Origin of the sequence: Bacillus cereus group sp. MYBK95-2 (assembly GCF_051915225.1) — a bacterium.
GTDB lineage: Bacteria > Bacillota > Bacilli > Bacillales > Bacillaceae_G > Bacillus_A > Bacillus_A cereus.
In genome coordinates this window covers 844384-863472 of the sequence record NZ_JBQAEH010000001.1, presented here as the reverse complement: position 1 = coordinate 863472, position 19089 = coordinate 844384, and the positions used below count along the sequence as shown (strand labels likewise).

The following is a 19089-nucleotide window of genomic DNA, read 5'->3' as shown; positions in this document are numbered from 1 at the left end:
ACAATTCACAATCATTGGGTTATAATGATAGAATATAATTTATTCTATTAAATAAAGATAAAGTCAATTTTCAATAAAAGGTGATTCGATGGCAAATGAGCAGGTACTAACAGCTGAACAGGTACTCGAGAAAGCAAGTCAATATTTAGCGGATGAAGATATTGAGCTAGTGGCACGTGCCTATGAATATGCACGTGATGCGCATAGCGAACAATATAGAAAATCGGGTGAACCGTATATTATTCATCCGATTCAAGTTGCAGGTATTTTAGTTGATTTACACATGGATCCAGCTACGGTATCAGCAGGTTTCTTACATGATGTAGTGGAAGATACAGAGATTACATTAGAAGATATTGAACGGGAATTTAACAAAGAAATTGCTATGCTTGTTGATGGCGTTACAAAGCTTGGGAAGATCAAATATAAATCTCACGAACAACAACAAGCAGAAAACCATCGCAAAATGTTTATTGCAATGGCTCAAGATATTCGAGTTATTTTAATTAAACTAGCTGATCGTCTTCATAACATGCGTACATTGAAACATTTGCCTCAAGAGAAGCAGCGTCGCATAGCGAATGAAACGTTAGAAATCTTTGCACCTTTGGCACATAGACTCGGAATTAGTACTATTAAATGGGAGCTAGAGGATACGTCACTTCGCTATTTAAATCCACAACAATATTATCGTATTGTAAATTTAATGAAGCGTAAACGTGCAGAACGTGAAGAATATTTAGACGAAGTAATGACTGGTATTCGTGAGAAATTAAAAGAAGTTGCAATTCAACCTGAGATTTCTGGAAGACCGAAACATATTTACAGTATTTATCGTAAAATGGCACTGCAAAATAAGCAGTTCAATGAAATTTACGATTTATTAGCTGTACGTGTCGTTGTAAATAGTATTAAAGATTGTTATGCGGTGCTTGGAATTATTCATACGTGCTGGAAGCCGATGCCAGGTCGTTTTAAAGATTATATTGCAATGCCAAAAGCAAATCTATATCAATCTCTTCATACGACTGTAATTGGACCGAAAGGTGATCCACTTGAAGTGCAAATTCGTACGAAAGAAATGCACGAAATTGCAGAATTTGGGATCGCGGCACACTGGGCATACAAAGAAGGAAAAACAGCAGAAACAACAGGTACATTAGAGAAGAAACTCACATGGTTCCGTCAAATATTAGAATGGCAAAATGAAGCTTCTAATGCAGAAGAATTTATGGAGTCATTAAAAATTGATTTATTCTCTGACATGGTATTCGTCTTTACACCGAAAGGCGATGTAATGGAATTACCACTTGGATCTGTTCCAATTGATTTCGCGTATCGTGTCCATTCGGAAATTGGGAATAAAACAATTGGTGCAAAAGTAAACGGGAAAATGGTGACGCTGGATTATAAATTAAAAACAGGCGACATCATTGAAATTTTAACGTCGAAACATTCATATGGCCCAAGCCAGGATTGGGTAAAACTTGCTCAAACATCTCATGCGAAAAATAAAATTCGTCAATTCTTTAAGAAACAACGTAGAGACGAAAATATTGAAAAAGGCCGTGAACTTGTTGAAAAGGAAGTACGTGGTCTAGAGTATGAGATGAAAGAAGTATTGGCGCCGGATAACTTAAAACGCGTCGCTGAGAAATTTAACTTTGCAAATGAAGAAGATATGTTTGCAGCAGTTGGATATAGCGGAATTACAGCTTCGCAAATTGTTACGCGACTAACGGACAAGTTCCGCAAACAACGCGAAGAAGAAGAAATTGTTGAAGTTAAAGAAGTCCGTAAACCGATGAAAATTCGAAAATGGGATTCTGGTGTAAAGGTAAGCGGTGCTGATAATTTATTAATCCGTTTATCGAAATGCTGTAACCCAGTTCCGGGCGATGATATCGTTGGGTATATTACGAAAGGCCGAGGTGTATCAATTCACCGCCGTGATTGTGTAAATGTTCATACAGAAGAAGCTGTAGAACGATTATTAGAGGTAGAGTGGGAAGGTAGCCCTGAAAAAGAAATTGAGTATAACGTTGATATTGAAATTTCAGGTTACGATCGCCGCGGTTTATTAAATGAAGTATTGCAAGCTGTTACAGAGACGAAAACATACATTTCAGCTGTTTCTGGTAGAAGTGACCGTAATAAGATGGCAACAATTAATATGTCAATCTCGATTCGTAACTTACAACACTTGAAAAAAGTAGTAGAACGCATTAAACGCGTTCCAGAAATTTATGCAGTACGACGCATGATGCATTAATAGGGAGTGTAGAAAGATGAGAGTTGTTTTACAACGATCAAAGAAAGCGTCTGTCACAGTAGACGGTGAGATCGTAGGACAAATTCCGTTCGGTTTAACATTACTAGTTGGCATTACGCACGAAGATACAGAAAAAGATGCAACTTACATTGCGGAAAAAATTGCAAACTTACGTATTTTTGAAGATGAGAGCGGAAAGATGAATCATTCTGTACTTGATGTAGAAGGACAAGTTCTATCTATTTCGCAATTCACATTATACGGAGATTGCCGCAAGGGCAGACGTCCAAACTTTATGGATGCTGCGAAACCTGACTATGCAGAGCGTTTATACGATTTCTTTAATGAAGAAGTTCGTAAACAAGGATTACATGTGGAAACAGGAAAGTTTGGAGCAATGATGGACGTTTCTTTGGTCAATGATGGTCCGGTGACCTTAATTGTAGAAAGTAAATAGTGTTCATAAAAAAGAGAGGGTTATATAATCCTCTCTTTTTTATACATTGTTGTATGTTTTGTTCATTTATTTGGAATCAATAGCAGTTTCGGTTATGTATAACTCTCTCATCAATATGGAACAATAAAAAGTAAAACATCCATATTGAATGTGAGGGATATACGTATGCGTATGAATGAAAAAGGGCATTCTGTTACAAATGGTGCAAATCAACTGTTTAACGTGAATTTTCATGATTTTATTTCAAAAGAGCAAAACAATACTTCAATGGAGCTTGCTTCGGAGTTTGGGATTTCTCTTCAAGATGTAAAGCGTTTAAAGAAGCAGATTGAACGTTCTTAGAGCACTTGACAATCCTACTTAACAAACGTATAGTAATTTTATATTTACATATGAATATAACCGTTGATAGAGAAGAGTAAATGAGACACACATGGAAAGAGAAGGAATGTCTTAGGCTGAAAACATTTCTGCATGATGACTGATTGAATGACACTCTAGAGGTTTCAACTTGAACGGCATATATGCTTAGTAGGGATGAACGCATATTTAAGCGTTATTAAAAAAGTGGAAGCATACGTGCTTCAATTAGGGTGGCACCACGGGTATAATACTCTCGTCCCTACTGTTTAAACAGTAGAGGCGGGAGTTTTTTTATTTTTATTAAGATTAAAACAATTTGAGGAGGAACTGAATATGTCTATTCAAATCCCACGCGGAACGCAAGATATTCTTCCAGGCACTGTTGAGTTATGGCAGTATATCGAAGGGCAAGCACGCGAAATTTGCCGTCGTTACAATTATAAAGAAATTCGTACACCAATTTTTGAACACACTGAGCTATTTTTACGCGGTGTTGGTGATACGACAGATATCGTACAAAAAGAAATGTACTCATTCCAAGATCGTGGAGAGCGTAGCTTAACATTACGTCCAGAAGGTACTGCACCTGTTGTACGTTCTTACGTTGAAAATAAAATGTTTGGTGATGCGACACAACCAACGAAATTATACTATATCGGTCAAATGTTCCGTTATGAAAGACCACAAGCAGGTCGCTATCGTCAATTCGTACAATTCGGTATCGAAGCAATCGGCAGTAATGACCCTGCAATTGATGCAGAAGTAATTGCACTTGCTGTTGAATTTTACCGCGGCATGGGCTTAAAAAATATTAAAGTTGTATTAAACAGTTTAGGTGACGCAGCGAGCCGTCAAGCACACCGTGATGCATTAATCGCACACTTTGAGCCACGTATCGGCGAATTCTGTTCTGACTGTCAATCTCGCTTAGAAAAGAACCCACTTCGAATTTTAGACTGTAAGAAGGACCGTAACCATGAATTAATGGGAACAGCACCATCTATTACAGAATACTTAAACGAAGATTCAGCAGTATACTATGACAAAGTTCAAGAACTATTAACGATGATGGATGTTCCATTTGAAAAAGATCCGAACTTAGTGCGTGGTTTAGACTATTATCAACACACTGTTTTTGAAATTATGAGTGAGGCAGAAGGTTTCGGTGCAATCACTACATTAAGCGGTGGTGGCCGTTATAACGGACTGGTACAAGAAATCGGTGGACCAGAAATGCCAGGTATCGGTTTTGCAATGAGTATTGAACGTTTAATTATGGCGCTAAAAGCTGAAAACATTGAATTACCACTTGAACATAGCATTGATTGTTACGTTGTAGCGCTTGGCGAAAAAGCGAAAGACCATGCTGCAAAAGTTGCGTTCGATCTTCGTAAAGCTGGATTGTCAGTTGAAAAAGATTATTTAGATCGCAAAATGAAAGCACAATTTAAATCAGCAGATCGTCTAAAGGCGAAATTTGTAGCTGTATTAGGAGAAGATGAGCTAGATAAAGGTATCATTAACTTAAAAGATATGGCAACAGGTGAACAAGAAGAAGTAGCGTTAGATGTATTTGCTTCATACGTAGCAGAGAAATTAATATAGGGGGAACTTACAGTGGCTGAAAGAACACATGCATGTGGAAAAGTAACAGTAGAAGCTGTTGGACAAACAGTTCAATTAAAAGGTTGGGTACAAAAACGCCGTGACTTAGGTGGATTAATCTTTATCGATTTACGTGACCGTACAGGTATCGTACAAGTTGTATTTAACCCAGAAACATCAAAAGAAGCGTTAGAAGTAGCAGAAACAATTCGTAGCGAATACGTATTACACGTAGAAGGTACAGTTGTTGAACGTGGTGAAGGCGCAATTAATGACAATATGGCAACTGGTCGTATTGAAGTACAAGCAACAAAAGTAAATGTACTAAATGCAGCGAAAACAACGCCAATTATCATTGCTGATGATACAGATGCATCAGAAGATGTGCGTTTAAAATATCGTTATTTAGACTTACGTCGTCCTGTAATGTTCAACACATTCAAAATGCGTCACGATGTAACAAAAACAATTCGTAACTTCTTAGATACAGAAGAGTTCTTAGAAGTAGAAACACCAATTTTAACGAAAAGCACGCCAGAAGGAGCTCGTGACTATTTAGTGCCAAGTCGTGTACATGATGGTGAATTCTATGCATTACCACAGTCACCACAGTTATTTAAACAGCTTCTTATGGTCGGCGGATTTGAGCGTTACTATCAAGTAGCACGTTGTTTCCGTGATGAAGATTTACGTGCGGATCGTCAACCAGAATTCACGCAAATCGATATCGAAGCTTCATTCTTAACACAAGATGAAATTTTAGATATGATGGAGCGTATGATGACGAAAGTTATGAAGGATGCAAAAGGTGTAGAAGTGAGTGCACCATTCCCTCGTATGAAATATGCTGATGCAATGGCTCGCTACGGTTCTGATAAGCCAGATACACGCTTTGAAATGGAACTAACAGACTTATCTGAGTTTGCAGCAGATTGTGGCTTTAAAGTGTTTACAAGTGCTGTAGAAAGCGGCGGACAAGTAAAAGCAATTAATGCAAAAGGTGCTGCAAGTAAATATTCTCGTAAAGACATCGATGCATTAACTGAATTTGTGAAAGTATACGGTGCAAAAGGTCTAGCTTGGCTTAAAGTTGAAGAAGACGGCCTAAAAGGACCGATTGCGAAATTCTTCGGTGAAGAAGATGCAAATGTGTTAATGAGCACATTAGAAGCTACTGCTGGCGACTTATTACTATTCGTAGCAGATAAGAAGAGCGTTGTTGCAGATAGCTTAGGCGCACTTCGTTTACGTCTAGGTAAAGAGCTTGAGTTAATTGATGAAAGTAAATTTAACTTCCTATGGGTAACTGATTGGCCACTACTTGAGTACGATGAAGATGCAGATCGTTACTTCGCAGCTCACCACCCATTCACAATGCCATTCCGTGAAGATGTTGAGTTACTAGAAACAGCACCAGAAAAAGCACGTGCACAAGCATATGACCTTGTATTAAACGGTTATGAGCTTGGTGGGGGATCACTTCGTATTTACGAGCGTGACGTACAAGAAAAAATGTTCAAAGCACTTGGATTCTCACAAGAAGAAGCGCAAGAGCAATTCGGATTCTTATTAGAAGCATTCGAATACGGTACACCACCACACGGCGGAATCGCATTAGGTTTAGATCGTCTTGTTATGTTACTTGCAGGCCGTACGAACCTTCGTGATACAATTGCATTCCCGAAAACAGCAAGCGCAAGCTGCTTATTAACAGAAGCTCCAAGCCCAGTTGCAGAATCGCAGCTTGAAGAACTGAACTTAAAATTAAGCTTGAAAGAAGAGAAGTAAGAATAGGGTCTAGATGGTTATACTATAACCGTCTAGACTTTTTTTGAGAGGTTGTTTAAAAAGTCCGGTTTAGATAACTGTCGCATCTCATCGTTGCTTCGCCAGTCCGGTGCTCGAGTAGTGTTTCTACACTGCGCTCCTCCTGGCTTCAGCGCCTCGATCTGCTCGGTTCTCTAAATCCTCTTTTTTAAACGTGTATTTAGGAAGAAATAAAATTCTGGTCTATGTTTTCATTCTCGAAATATGTATTTTTAGGAATTCTATAACTTTTTCTATACAAATAGTCGGAAAAACGCTAGAATACATGGTAGACCATTTTTGTAATAGGAGTGTAGAGCTGAATGTTACATCAATTTTCACGTAATGAATTAGCCTTCGGTAAAGAAGGACTTGAAATATTAAAAAATAGTACAGTCGGTATTTTAGGAATTGGCGGTGTAGGTTCTTTTGCAGCTGAAGCGTTAGCACGTTCTGGCGTAGGACGTCTCGTATTAGTTGATAAAGACGTTGTAGATATTACAAACGTAAACCGTCAAATTCACGCTTTAGTATCTACTGTAGGACGTTCAAAAGTAGAATTAATGAAAGAGCGTATCGCGGACATTAACCCAGAGTGTGAAGTAATTGGACTAGAAATGTTTTATACAGATGAAACATATGAAGAGTTCTTTAAGTACGGTTTAGACTTTGTAGTGGATGCATCTGATACGATTACGTTCAAAATTCATTTAATTAAACAATGTTTACGTCGTAAAATTAAAATTATCTCAAGTATGGGTGCAGCGAATAAAATGGACCCAACTCGTTTCCGTATTGCGGACATCTCTAAAACACATACAGATCCAATTGCGAAAGTCATTCGTACGAAGCTTCGTAAAGAGGGTATTAAAAAAGGTGTAAAAGTTGTCTTCTCTGACGAAAACCCAATCGTAATTCGTGAAGAAGTACGTAAAGAAATTGTACCAGACGAGAATGCAAAAATTCGTAAGGCGAAATTACCGCCTTCATCAAATGCATTCGTACCATCTGTGGCAGGCTTAATTATGGCAAGTCACGTTGTACGTGAACGCATTAAAAACGTAGAAGTGAAACGTGTAGGGCAAGAATAAAAGAAAAGCATATATCCATTTTGGATATATGCTTTTTTATATGTATTAAAGAAATATGAATATTTGCATCACTACTAGTTCAAATGTAAGTAAGGTTAGTAAGCAATAATCATATTTATCTGATTTATAGGCGGATGTCTTTTTTAGACTGTTAATGGTGAAAAGAGCTAAAGTTAGGACGAGAAGGCCAAGAGTTATTTTGAAGATTATTAATGAAATAGCAACCATCTCCCTTTAAAGGTATATGTTTATAATAACATTTTAGTAAAAAATATCCAATCCGTTTTAGGAGTTTCCTTGTATGACAAGGAGGAATGTTATTGTCAATCTTTGTCGTTAAATCGATATCCTTTATTGAATCGTTGATATATTGTAAGTTGTGATAGATATATTTGAAAAATCGTTGATATATTGCAAGTTGTGATAGATATATTCGAAAAACCGTTAATATAATTTCATTTACCGATATCTATATATGGTTCACCGAAAACAAACAGGGATGTCACTCAGTTAAAAAAGTGACATCCCTGTTTTTAATTCTCTGCAGAATAAATAATATCTAAATTCCCATTTTGATCGGTTTTGAAAATCGGGGCAATTTGCTCTTCTTGCTCTTCGACTGAAACAAGTTTTCGAGCACGATCCATAATTCGAACAAGCATCGCGTAATCTTCTTCGATTGCTTGTTGTTTTTTTGTGAGTACCGCTAATTTCGTTTCAAGTTCATGATTCGTTTTTTGCAGAGAGGTGAGTTGAGCTTGTAATACATCATTTTCAGTTTGCAACTTTGCAAGTGAAGGATTGTTATGTTCTAAATTTTGTAAAAATGAAATGACATTTTGCATTGTAAGATCTTGTTTACTTGGCGTAATATCTTCTGAAAAATCGGCGTCAATTACGAGTTGTTTCGTTTTCGTGAACCGATTTTTTTCTATATTAGCTTCAGAACGTTTTAATTCTTTACGTTGTTTTTTTGCAAGCTGCACCGCATCTTCGTAATTCGGTCTTACTTCAGCATTCCATCTAAAGCCGCAAGCTGCTGAAGTCCGGTTCAACGCATCGCCAACTTCATCAAATGCTTTTATTTGTGTACTTCCGCTGCGAATATGTCGTAAAACAGTTTCTGCTAAAAGGAGATCATCTTCTTTTGTCCATGCATCTTGACGTGTTTTCATAAGCGAAGCCTCCATAATGGTGACGTTTTCGTTTATGTTACCCTTTATTTTTCGTTTTATTCGAAGTTTGTAATCTTTCATAAACAGTAGAAAGTGCTTGCTCAAATTTTCCTGTCGTTTTCGGTTTATAATATTGCTTGCTTTTTATTTTATCAGGTAAGTATTGTTGCCTTACCCAGCCGTTTGGATGGTCGTGCGGATATAAATATCCAATGCCTCTTCCAAGTGATTCTGCGCCTTTGTAATGACTATCTTTTAAATGGCTTGGAATGTCACCTGTTTGACCGTTGCGTAAATCGTGTAATGCAGCATCAAGTGCTTTATAAGCTGAATTTGATTTTGGTGATAAGCATAGCTCGATAACGGCATTTGCAAGTGGGATGCGTGCTTCTGGGAATCCAACTCGTTCAGCTGATTCAATTGCAGCTAGTGTACGTGGTCCAGCTTGTGGGCTAGCAAGTCCAATATCTTCATAAGCCATAATAAGAAGGCGTCTGCCAATGCTTTGTAAATCACCTGCTTCAATAAGGCGTGCTAAATAATGGAGTGCTGCATTTACATCACTTCCGCGCACTGATTTTTGAAATGCTGATAATACATCATAATGAGCATCGCCGCCTTTGTCGTGGACGAAGCTCTTCTTTTGTAAGCATTCTTCTGCAATCTCGAGTGTGATTTCAGCCGCTTGATCGTCTGTAGTAAAGCTAGATAATACAGCAAGCTCAAGTGCGTTATAAGCGGAACGCATATCACCACCAGAGGCGTTTGCAAAGTGATGTAGTGCTTCATCTGTTACCGTTACTGCATATTCTCCAAGCCCTTTTTCTTTATCTTCTAAAGCTCTTTTTAACCCAATTAAAATATCTTCTTCTGTTAGTGCGTGTAATTCGAAAATTTGACACCTGCTTCGAATAGCGGAGTTTATTGCATGGAATGGATTACTTGTCGTAGCACCAATTAAAGTAAGAAGTCCGCTTTCTAAGTGAGGTAATAGAAAGTCTTGCTTTGCTTTATCTAGACGGTGAACTTCATCTAAAATTAAAACGAGGTGTCGATGCATCTTCGCTTCTTGTACGACAACTTCCATATCTTTTTTATTGTGAGTAACAGCGTTCAATAGACGAAGCGGGGTACCGGTACTTCCTGCAATTGCACTGGCAATGGATGTTTTTCCTGTACCTGGAGGACCGTATAAAATCATAGATTGAAAATGATTGGCTTGGACCATTCGCCATAAAATCTTTCCTTCACCAACTAAATGTTGTTGCCCAATAATTTCTTGAATATTTGTAGGGCGCATTCGATGTGCGAGTGGTTGTTTCATTTGGACCGTCTCCCTTAATATATAATCTCGTTCTATCGTATCATTTTTTTCTACGGAATTTGAAATAGGATGCTGTTTTATGGGAAAAATGAAGGTTAATATTTTCATTTTTCTTTCAATTGTAATAATTTCCGAGTTTTTCAATGTGATTTTATGTTATCATTTTGATACACAAGTTGAAATTTCTTATAATACTATATTATGCTATAATTTCATAGGATTTTAAATTGTGTTCTTTTTATAAATAAGATATAACCAATAGAAGTGAAAATTTGAAAAGAGGTGCAAAATAGATGAAGATTTCAACAAAAGGCCGCTATGGCTTAACAATTATGATTGATCTTGCAAAAAAGTTTGGTGAAGGTCCGATTTCATTAAAATCAATTGCGCAGGCGCATGACTTATCCGAGCATTACTTAGAGCAATTAATTTCACCACTTCGTAACGCTCGTCTTGTAAAGAGTACGCGCGGGGCATACGGCGGATATGTATTATCTGATCAACCGGCTAACATTACAGCTGGGGATGTAATCCGTGTATTAGAGGGACCGATTAGTGTTGTAGAAATGATAGAAGAAGAAGAGCCAGCACAGCGCCAGTTATGGATGCGTGTTCGTGATGCGGTGCAAGAAGTGTTAGATAGTACAACGTTAGAAGATTTAGTACGTTATGAGGAAGAAAATCACGGGGGCTATATGTTTTACATTTAATTCCTTGTGAAACGATTTGGAAAGAAGGAGATTTAATGGAACGCATTTACTTAGATCATGCTGCGACATCTCCGACTCACCCAGAAGTGGTCGAAAAGATGATTCCATATATGACAGAAATATTCGGGAACCCGTCTAGTATTCACTTTTATGGACGTCAAACTCGACATGCAGTAGATGAGGCGAGACGAGTGTGTGCACGCAGCATTCATGCGAATCCGAATGAAATTATATTTACGAGCGGTGGTACAGAAGCTGATAATTTAGCGCTTATCGGTGTAGCACGTGCGAACCGTCATAAAGGTAACCACATAATAACGACGCAAATTGAACATCATGCGATTTTGCATACGTGCGAATTGTTAGAGCGTGAAGGGTTTGAAGTGACATATTTACCTGTCGATGAAACAGGGCTTATTCAAGTTTCTGACATACAAAAGGCATTAACAGAAGAGACGATTCTTGTATCTGTTATGTTTGGGAATAATGAAGTAGGGACAATGCAACCAATTGTGGAAATAGGAAAGTTGCTAAAAGATCATCAAGCTTATTTCCATACAGATGCGGTACAAGCTTACGGTTTAGTAGAAATTAATGTGAAAGAGTTTGGAATTGATTTATTATCAATTTCAGCTCATAAAATTAATGGGCCAAAAGGTGTAGGGTTCTTATACGCTGGTGCAAATGTGAAATTTGAACCGTTATTAATAGGCGGAGAGCAAGAAAGAAAACGCCGTGCTGGTACGGAAAATGTGCCTAGTATTGCTGGGCTTCAGCATGCAATTCTTATAGCTGAAAAAACTCGTGAGCAAAAAAATGCCCAATATGAAGAGTTTAAAGATATAATGGTATCTGTCTTCAAAAATGAAGGCATTACTTTCGAGGTAAACGGAAACTTAGAACATCGCTTACCGCATGTACTTAATGTAAGTTTTACAGGAATGAACATTGAACCATTTCTTGTGAACTTAGACCTTGCTGGCATTGCAGTATCAAGCGGTTCTGCTTGTACAGCTGGTTCGATTGATCCATCACATGTATTAGTAGCGATGTTTGGAAAAGACTCCGATCAAATACGTTCATCCGTACGCTTTAGTTTTGGACTTGGAAATACGAAAGAGCAAATTGAAAAAGCGGCGTACGAAACAGTGAAAATCGTGAAGCGATTAACACAAAATTAGCATGGGAGGTGACATGATGAACAAACTACCTCACGAAACACGCGTTGTCATCGGAATGTCCGGTGGCGTCGATTCATCTGTAGCAGCACTTTTATTAAAAGAGCAAGGTTATGATGTAATCGGAATTTTTATGAAAAACTGGGATGATACAGATGAGAATGGTGTTTGCACAGCAACAGAAGATTACAATGATGTAATTGAAGTGTGTAACCAAATTGGTATTCCGTATTATGCAGTAAACTTTGAAAAACAATACTGGGATAAAGTATTTACGTACTTCTTAGATGAGTATCGAGCTGGTCGTACACCAAACCCAGATGTAATGTGTAATAAAGAAATTAAATTTAAAGCATTTTTAGAGCATGCAATTGCGCTTGGTGCGGATTATGTGGCAACAGGCCATTATGCACGCGTTGCTTATATGGACGGCGAATATAAAATGCTTCGCGGCGTTGATGACAATAAAGATCAAACATATTTCTTAAATCAATTAAGCCAAGAGCAATTATCAAAAACAATGTTCCCGTTAGGTGAATTAAAGAAACCGCAAATTCGTGAAATGGCGAAAGAAGCTGGCTTAGCGACAGCGGCGAAAAAAGATAGTACAGGTATTTGCTTCATTGGTGAGCGTAACTTTAAAGATTTCTTAAGTAACTACTTACCGGCACAACCAGGTGTAATGCAAACATTATCTGGTGAAGTGAAAGGGAAGCATGACGGTTTAATGTATTATACAATTGGACAACGTCATGGCCTTGGAATTGGTGGTAATGGTGATCCATGGTTTGCTGTTGGGAAAAATCTAAAAGAAAACATTTTATATGTTGATCAAGGATTCCATAACGAACTTCTATATGGTGATGAAGTTATTGCTACGAATGTAGGATGGGTAAGTAACAAAGAAAAAGAAACCGAATTTAAGTGCACGGCGAAATTCCGTTATCGTCAAGAAGACAATAAAGTAACGGTTCAAATCGTTGATGAAAATACAGTTCGTATTCTGTGTGATGAGCCAATTCGTGCAATTACACCAGGACAAGCAGTCGTTTTCTATGATGGAGATGAGTGCTTAGGCGGTGCTACAATTGATGAAGTATACCGTAGTGGTAAGAAATTGGATTATTTAGGATAAACGAGAAGCCTCTGCCGATTAGCGGTTAGAGGTTTCTTTTACATAAAGCGAATTTTCGTTCGCTTGGAAAATACATTCTTTGTTATAATTTGTTGTAGAGGTGAAGGACATGTCAAACAAACTTGAAACAGGTATTCAATATATGCAAGAAGGAAACTGGGAAGAAGCAGCTAAAAATTTTACAGAAGCAATCGAAGAAAATCCGAAAGATGCGCTTGGATACATTAATTTTGCAAATTTATTAGACGTATTAGGTGATAGCGAGCGAGCGATTTTATTTTATAAACGCGCACTAGAGTTAGATGATAAATCTGCAGCTGCCTATTATGGTTTAGGAAATGTATATTATGGCCAAGAGCAATTTACTGAGGCGAAAGCTGTATTTGAACAAGCAATGCAAGCTGGATTACAATCAGCTGATGTAACATTTATGTTAGGTATCACACATGTACAGCTTGGAAATGATCGTCTTGCACTACCATTCTTACAAAGAGCAACAGAATTAGATGAAAACGATGTAGAAGCTGTATTCCAGTGCGGACTTTGCTTCGCGCGATTAGAACATGTTCAAGAGGCGAAACCTTATTTTGAAAAGGTATTAGAAATGGATGAAGAGCATGCAGATGCGTATTACAATTTAGGTGTTGCGTACGTATTTGAGGAAAATAATGAGAAGGCTCTCGCTTTATTTAAGAAAGCAACTGAAATTCAGCCAGATCACTTTTTAGCGGGTAATGGCGTTCGTTTATTAGAGCAAGAAGCTGAATAAGATAAAAATATAGTTTAATGGGTAGTTATCCCTCATCTAAAAAGGTGGGGGATGTACTGCTCATTAAAGTGAAAATATCGGAAAGGAGAGGAAAGATGGGAAATCAACATGCAATGGATTTGTTTGAGGAAGAGAAAAAGTTTATAAAAGCGCAAGTTCTTCATACCATTTTCCACAACGAAGAAAACCTCTATTCCGTTGTCAGTATGAAAGTCATTGAAACGAATGAAACGTATGACGAAAAGAAAGTAATGATAAACGGTCATTTTCCCCGCATGCATGAAGATGAAGTGTTTACATTGACAGGTCATTTTAAGGACCATCCAAAGTATGGAAAACAATATATGGTTGAAACATTTAAAAAAGAATTGCCGCAAACAAAAGCAGGTATGGTGCAATATTTAGCGAGTGATTTATTTAAAGGGATAGGAAAACGTACAGCTGAAAAAATTGTGGACCATCTCGGAGAACATGCTATTTCTAAAATTATGGATGACCCTGAGGCGTTAAATGGTGTTGTTAATAAACAAAAGGCTCAGGAAATATATGAGACAATTGTTGAACATCAAGGATTAGAGAAAGTAATGAGCTTTTTAAATGGCTACGGTTTTGGAACGAAACTTTCTATTAAGATTTACCAGCAATATAAAGAGATGACATTAGAAGTGATTCGTAATAATCCGTATCAACTTATTGAAGAAGTGGACGGGATTGGTTTTGGAAGAGCGGATGATATAGGGCGTGCGTTAGGGATATCGGGTAATCATGACGACCGTGTACGAGCGGGATGTTTTTACACATTAGAGAATGTCTCATTACAACTTGGTCATGTTTATATGAGGAAAGATCAACTTGTAAGAGAAACGATGTCACTTTTAAACAATCAAGAAGGAAGAGTGACTGAGGAAGATATTATAGGTTGTATTGAAACGATGCAAAGTGAAGGGAAAGTCATCATAGAAGAAGAACGAGTGTATTTAGCGACGTTATTCTACTCTGAAAAAGGTGTTGTAAAGTCTATTCGCAGGCTTATGAATCAAGAAGAAACACCTTCATTTCCAGAAGCGGAAGTGTTAAAAACGTTAGGTGAAATTGAAGAACAACTGAACGTACAATATGCACCGTTTCAGCAAGAAGCAATTCAAACGGCACTTCATAAACCGATGATGTTATTGACAGGTGGACCAGGAACCGGGAAAACAACAGTTATTAAAGGGATTGTTGAAATGTATGCGTCACTTCACGGATTATCGTTAAATCCGAATGAATACAGTGATGATAATCCATTTCCAATACTATTAACAGCTCCAACAGGAAGAGCAGCGAAGCGGATGAGTGAATCGACAGGACTTCCAGCTTGCACAATTCACCGTTTACTTGGTTGGACGCCAGAAGGATCTTTCCAGCGTAATGAAACGGATCCTGTCCAAGGTAAGCTCCTTATTATCGATGAATTTTCAATGGTTGATATTTGGCTTGCAAATCAGCTATTTAAGTCGTTGCCGACGAATATTCAAGTTATCGTTGTAGGTGATGAAGATCAGTTGCCATCTGTAGGACCTGGACAAGTATTAAAAGATTTATTAAATGCAGGCGCAGTTCCGACAGTGAAGCTTACTGAAATTTATCGTCAAGCGGAAGGCTCATCAGTGATTCAACTTGCCCATGCGATAAAAAATGGAACTCTACCACCAGATTTAGCGCAAAACAAAAAAGATCGTTCGTTTATCAGCTGTACAGGGGCTCAAATTGTTGAGGTTGTGAAAAAAGTTTGCGAAAATGCTAAAACAAAAGGCTTTAGTGCAAGGGATGTTCAAGTATTAGCACCGATGTACCGCGGGCCTGCTGGTATTAATGTATTAAACGAAGCGCTGCAACAAGTATTTAATCCGAAGAGGGAAAAGAGTAAAGAAATTGCTTACGGTGATGTTGTGTACCGAAGAGGTGATAAAGTACTGCAACTCGTGAATCAGCCGGAGAGCCAAGTGTTTAATGGTGATATTGGGGAAATTGTTTCGGTGTTTTATGCAAAAGAAAATGTTGAGCAACAAGATATGATTATCGTTTCATTTGATGGAATTGAGGTAACGTATACGAAGCCCGATTTAAATCAAATTACGCATGCATATTGTTGTTCTATTCATAAATCACAAGGTAGTGAATTTCCGATTGTTATTATGCCAATCGTGAAAAGTTACAACCGTATGTTACGTCGTAATTTAATTTACACGGGTATTACAAGAAGTAAGAAGTTCCTTATTATTTGCGGGGAGGAAGCAGCTTTCCAATCTGGTGTAAATCGCCTTGATGATGCAATGCGTCAAACAACTTTAGCTAGTCGCTTGCAAGAATCACAAGGAGAAGTACAGATGGTCACAGTTAATGGCGAGGAAATGGACGTGGAAAACATTTCACCGTATGATTTCATGTAACAAGGTGAAATTATATAGTGAAACTTTCAAACGCATAGCGTTGAAAGGCTCCAGTAATGTATAAATGAATGCAGTTTGGACATAATGGCGAATAGAATCTGGGAGACTGTAAGGAGATGAAAGCCATATGTTCATTTGTCCAAATTGCAAAGGGAAAGACATTGGAAAAATAGGTGTCAACCAATTTTATTGCTGGAATTGTTATATCGAATTATCGGTTTCAAAGGGGAAAATCCATACACATCAAGTTGAGGAAGACGGTTCATTAAGCTCTCTTGATGATTTATTTGATGAGAATGAAAGAACGATCGGATAACGAAAAGGGGGATTTACTTTGAATCTACGCAATTCATTAATCGCATTAGGTGTTGGAGCTGCAGCATATCAATATGCTCGTAAACAAGATGTATTTTCAAAACGCAATATGAAAAAAGCACGTAAGATGATTAAGTCTTACTTATAATCATTTCGATAAATTGAAAAACTCCCTTGTAGACAAGGGAGTTTTTTTATGCACCCATATGCAAATAAAAAAGTCCGATCTCTGAGGAAAGATAAGATAGACCGTAGCAGCCAACGCCAAGTATTCCATACTGCCATAATTGCTTCGCTTTTTCTTTACGTGAGGAATGAATAAAGAACCCCTTCCAAATACCGAACCCGATACAAATCCATTCAAGAATCATAAAAAGTGCTGATAATCCAAGCATAAACAAAACCATAATTAGCCCTCCTGATTATATTAATTCATGCTGTATTCTCAGGGGTGGTTGTCCTTGTTATGTTATTTATATGTACGTCTTTAAAAAACAGTATGGTCCGTATGAAAAGATTTTAAAAGTTTCGCACATAACCTACCCCATTTATTTTCAAAATAAAGGTGGAGGAGGTTTTTCATGTGAAGAATCTTAAAATCATTTGGATATATCGTTTAGGATTATTGTTACTTGTTTTTCTTTGTCTGCTCGTCTTTTTAAAAATTAAGCCGCTATGGGCACCGATTATTTTTGTATTTAAAGTAGCAATCACGCCGTTTCTTATCGCGTGTTTTATTGCGTATTTATTGCACCCTTTAATTGAAAAAATTCATAAGGAAGGGATGCCCCGTACACTTGCCATTTTGCTCATTTATATCCTTTTCTTTGGCGGAATTGGTTATGGGATTTATAAAGGAACACCAGTCGTTATTAAACAGTTACAAGAGATTAATGAACAATTTCCCCAGTTTACAAAGATGTACGATTCGTGGATGGATGGCGTTACAGAACAAACAGCGAATTTCCCTTCGTTCATTCATGAAAAGGTGAAACAACTTTTTGTGGGTGTGGAAACGAAGATTCAAGCGCTTTTAAATAAAGTGATGAGTACAGCTCGTGGTGTACTCGATTCATTGCTCATTATTTTCTTAATACCGTTCATTGTATTTTACATATTAAAAGATTATGGTGAGTTTTATCATATCTTTTGGAAACTAGTCCCAAGTAAATGGCGAGGTACGGGGCAAATGCTTGCGAAAGAAATTGATAAGTCACTTGGAAGCTATATTCGAGGACAGTTATTTGTTTGTTTAGTATTAGGGGGAGTATCAGCTCTTTCTTTTTGGTTTATCGGTATGAAATATCCATTATTGCTTGGCATTATTATTGGGGTAACGGATATAATCCCATACTTCGGTCCTATTTTAGGAGCGATCCCGACGTTAATGATTGCAGCAACAGTATCAACGAGTTTACTTATTAAGGCGGGGATCACGATTGCGATTTTGCAATTTGTGGAGAGTAACATTTTATCGCCTTACATCGTTGGTAAGTCACTTCGTATGCATCCCGTTATTATTATGCTTGCCTTACTAGTTGGGGGAGAGGTAGCTGGGATTGTAGGATTGCTAATATCGGTTCCGATTTTAGCAGTTATTCGCACTGTCATTGTTCATGTGAGACCGCTCTTGAAAAAAGAAGATGTGTAAGTATAGAAGCCCTCTATGTAAGAAATAGAGGGCTAATCATATATTTATTTAGAAAGTTGCTCGTGTATTTTTTGAATGAGGGAGCTCACATCATTTGTTTGAATATGTTTTATTTTTTTCCATTCGTTATCATACATAAATATAATTTGATTGTTGAAAAGACGCTTTTGTTCTTTTAGATTAGAAATTTTTGCGAAAGAGTACTCTTCAAATATTGGATTCTTACTTACATCTGGCCCATAAAAGAATAGTCTTTTGTTCGTTAAAATTAGCAATCCTGGCCTTGCGACGGAACGATAAATAAATATGTCTAATGAACATGCTGCGTAAAATAATATCGTTTCGTCAGTCGCTAATATGTTTTTAGCTTTGCTAAGTAAGGTTGTCATTGTGATCGCTCCTTTATTTTATTAACAATAATTTAATTATAGCAAAAAAAGTAATATTTAGAAATTTTTATAAATCATTCTTATAAGGAGATTCCGATTTGTTAATAAACGCATAATATATGAAAAGGCTGTTAAGAATGAATAGTAGAATACCTATGATTAATAAGCAATTAATACAATATAAATGATTATCTACATTGACAAACTTAAGAGAATTCTATTATATTTAGTCATATAATACATTAAATCAATGACGGAACAAGTACGTTACAGTCCATTTATAGAGAGAAGCTTCCATATGGCTGAAAGAAGCTTTAAATGAAGGGTAACAGAAAGCTAATCCTGAGAGCAGCTAATCACTGCCGTCTTGCCACGTTACGGCACCATGAGGTGATGAATTGATTGTTATTGTAATCA

18 protein-coding genes and 2 other annotated features (1 of these 20 only partly in view) are annotated in these 19089 nt (G+C 37.3%); of the genes, 14 read left to right on the top strand and 4 right to left on the bottom strand.

Features of this window, described 5'->3' with window-relative positions; translation table 11 throughout:
- Nucleotides 1-88 precede the first annotated feature (88 nt).
- From relA to ACTFN4_RS04450, 6 genes are all read left to right on the top strand, one after another.
- Complete coding sequence (gene relA, locus ACTFN4_RS04475; RefSeq protein ID WP_001262795.1) at nt 89-2272, top strand: GTP diphosphokinase; 2184 nt, start codon at nt 89-91, stop codon at nt 2270-2272.
- 16 nt (nt 2273-2288) lie between these two features.
- Nucleotides 2289-2729, top strand: a complete 441-nt coding sequence (locus ACTFN4_RS04470; RefSeq protein ID WP_001266966.1) for a D-tyrosyl-tRNA(Tyr) deacylase — start codon at nt 2289-2291, stop codon at nt 2727-2729.
- A 165-nt stretch (nt 2730-2894) separates the two neighbouring features.
- Nucleotides 2895-3071, top strand: coding sequence for a hypothetical protein (locus ACTFN4_RS04465; RefSeq protein ID WP_001242605.1), 177 nt, complete (start codon nt 2895-2897; stop codon nt 3069-3071).
- 54 nt (nt 3072-3125) lie between these two features.
- Nucleotides 3126-3356, top strand: a binding site (T-box leader).
- 69 nt (nt 3357-3425) lie between these two features.
- Complete coding sequence (gene hisS, locus ACTFN4_RS04460; protein WP_000027084.1) at nt 3426-4697, top strand: histidine--tRNA ligase; 1272 nt, start codon at nt 3426-3428, stop codon at nt 4695-4697.
- A 12-nt stretch (nt 4698-4709) separates the two neighbouring features.
- Nucleotides 4710-6485, top strand: coding sequence for an aspartate--tRNA ligase (gene aspS / locus ACTFN4_RS04455; protein WP_000840892.1), 1776 nt, complete (start codon nt 4710-4712; stop codon nt 6483-6485).
- Nucleotides 6486-6826: 341 nt separating this feature from the next.
- Nucleotides 6827-7594 (top strand): tRNA threonylcarbamoyladenosine dehydratase, encoded by a 768-nt coding sequence (locus ACTFN4_RS04450; RefSeq protein ID WP_000903179.1) that lies wholly within the window; start codon nt 6827-6829, stop codon nt 7592-7594.
- Between the two features lie 533 nt (nt 7595-8127).
- On the opposite strand, the gene ACTFN4_RS04445 is transcribed toward ACTFN4_RS04450, so the two are convergent.
- A complete protein-coding gene (locus tag ACTFN4_RS04445; RefSeq protein ID WP_000857713.1) occupies nt 8128-8769 on the bottom strand; it encodes an RsfA family transcriptional regulator in 642 nt (213 codons plus the stop codon).
- A gap of 37 nt (nt 8770-8806) precedes the next feature.
- The gene (locus ACTFN4_RS04440; RefSeq protein WP_439962096.1) at nt 8807-10093 is read right to left on the bottom strand and encodes a replication-associated recombination protein A; all 1287 of its coding nucleotides are present in this window, start codon (nt 10091-10093) and stop codon (nt 8807-8809) included.
- A gap of 293 nt (nt 10094-10386) precedes the next feature.
- Between ACTFN4_RS04440 and cymR the strand changes: the two genes are divergently transcribed.
- The 7 genes from cymR (at nt 10387) to ACTFN4_RS04405 (ending at nt 16780) form a co-directional block, all read left to right on the top strand.
- Complete coding sequence (gene cymR / locus ACTFN4_RS04435) at nt 10387-10803, top strand: cysteine metabolism transcriptional regulator CymR (protein ID WP_000704116.1); 417 nt, start codon at nt 10387-10389, stop codon at nt 10801-10803.
- A 35-nt stretch (nt 10804-10838) separates the two neighbouring features.
- Nucleotides 10839-11984: a cysteine desulfurase family protein gene (locus tag ACTFN4_RS04430; protein ID WP_000439881.1), complete on the top strand. Its 1146-nt coding sequence runs from the start codon at nt 10839-10841 to the stop codon at nt 11982-11984.
- A 16-nt stretch (nt 11985-12000) separates the two neighbouring features.
- Complete coding sequence (mnmA, locus tag ACTFN4_RS04425; RefSeq protein ID WP_001038010.1) at nt 12001-13116, top strand: tRNA 2-thiouridine(34) synthase MnmA; 1116 nt, start codon at nt 12001-12003, stop codon at nt 13114-13116.
- 109 nt (nt 13117-13225) lie between these two features.
- Nucleotides 13226-13885 carry a tetratricopeptide repeat protein gene (locus tag ACTFN4_RS04420; RefSeq protein WP_000066409.1) on the top strand — a complete coding sequence of 220 codons (660 nt, stop codon included), beginning with the start codon at nt 13226-13228 and terminating at the stop codon, nt 13883-13885.
- 95 nt (nt 13886-13980) lie between these two features.
- Nucleotides 13981-16317, top strand: a complete 2337-nt coding sequence (gene recD2 / locus ACTFN4_RS04415) for an SF1B family DNA helicase RecD2 (RefSeq protein ID WP_000528082.1) — start codon at nt 13981-13983, stop codon at nt 16315-16317.
- A gap of 127 nt (nt 16318-16444) precedes the next feature.
- Complete coding sequence (locus ACTFN4_RS04410; RefSeq protein ID WP_000469281.1) at nt 16445-16633, top strand: hypothetical protein; 189 nt, start codon at nt 16445-16447, stop codon at nt 16631-16633.
- Between the two features lie 18 nt (nt 16634-16651).
- Entirely contained in the window at nt 16652-16780 is a 129-nt protein-coding gene (locus ACTFN4_RS04405) for a YrzQ family protein (RefSeq protein ID WP_001053553.1), read from the top strand.
- A 46-nt stretch (nt 16781-16826) separates the two neighbouring features.
- On the opposite strand, the gene ACTFN4_RS04400 is transcribed toward ACTFN4_RS04405, so the two are convergent.
- Nucleotides 16827-17039, bottom strand: a complete 213-nt coding sequence (locus tag ACTFN4_RS04400) for a hypothetical protein (RefSeq protein ID WP_410989134.1) — start codon at nt 17037-17039, stop codon at nt 16827-16829.
- 176 nt (nt 17040-17215) lie between these two features.
- On the opposite strand from ACTFN4_RS04400, the gene ACTFN4_RS04395 reads away from it, so the two are divergent.
- Complete coding sequence (locus ACTFN4_RS04395; protein ID WP_000793128.1) at nt 17216-18283, top strand: AI-2E family transporter; 1068 nt, start codon at nt 17216-17218, stop codon at nt 18281-18283.
- A 44-nt stretch (nt 18284-18327) separates the two neighbouring features.
- On the opposite strand, the gene ACTFN4_RS04390 is transcribed toward ACTFN4_RS04395, so the two are convergent.
- Nucleotides 18328-18672 (bottom strand): PH domain-containing protein, encoded by a 345-nt coding sequence (locus ACTFN4_RS04390; RefSeq protein ID WP_000209577.1) that lies wholly within the window; start codon nt 18670-18672, stop codon nt 18328-18330.
- A 241-nt stretch (nt 18673-18913) separates the two neighbouring features.
- Nucleotides 18914-19089 (top strand) — a binding site (T-box leader) (it continues 44 nt past the right edge of the window).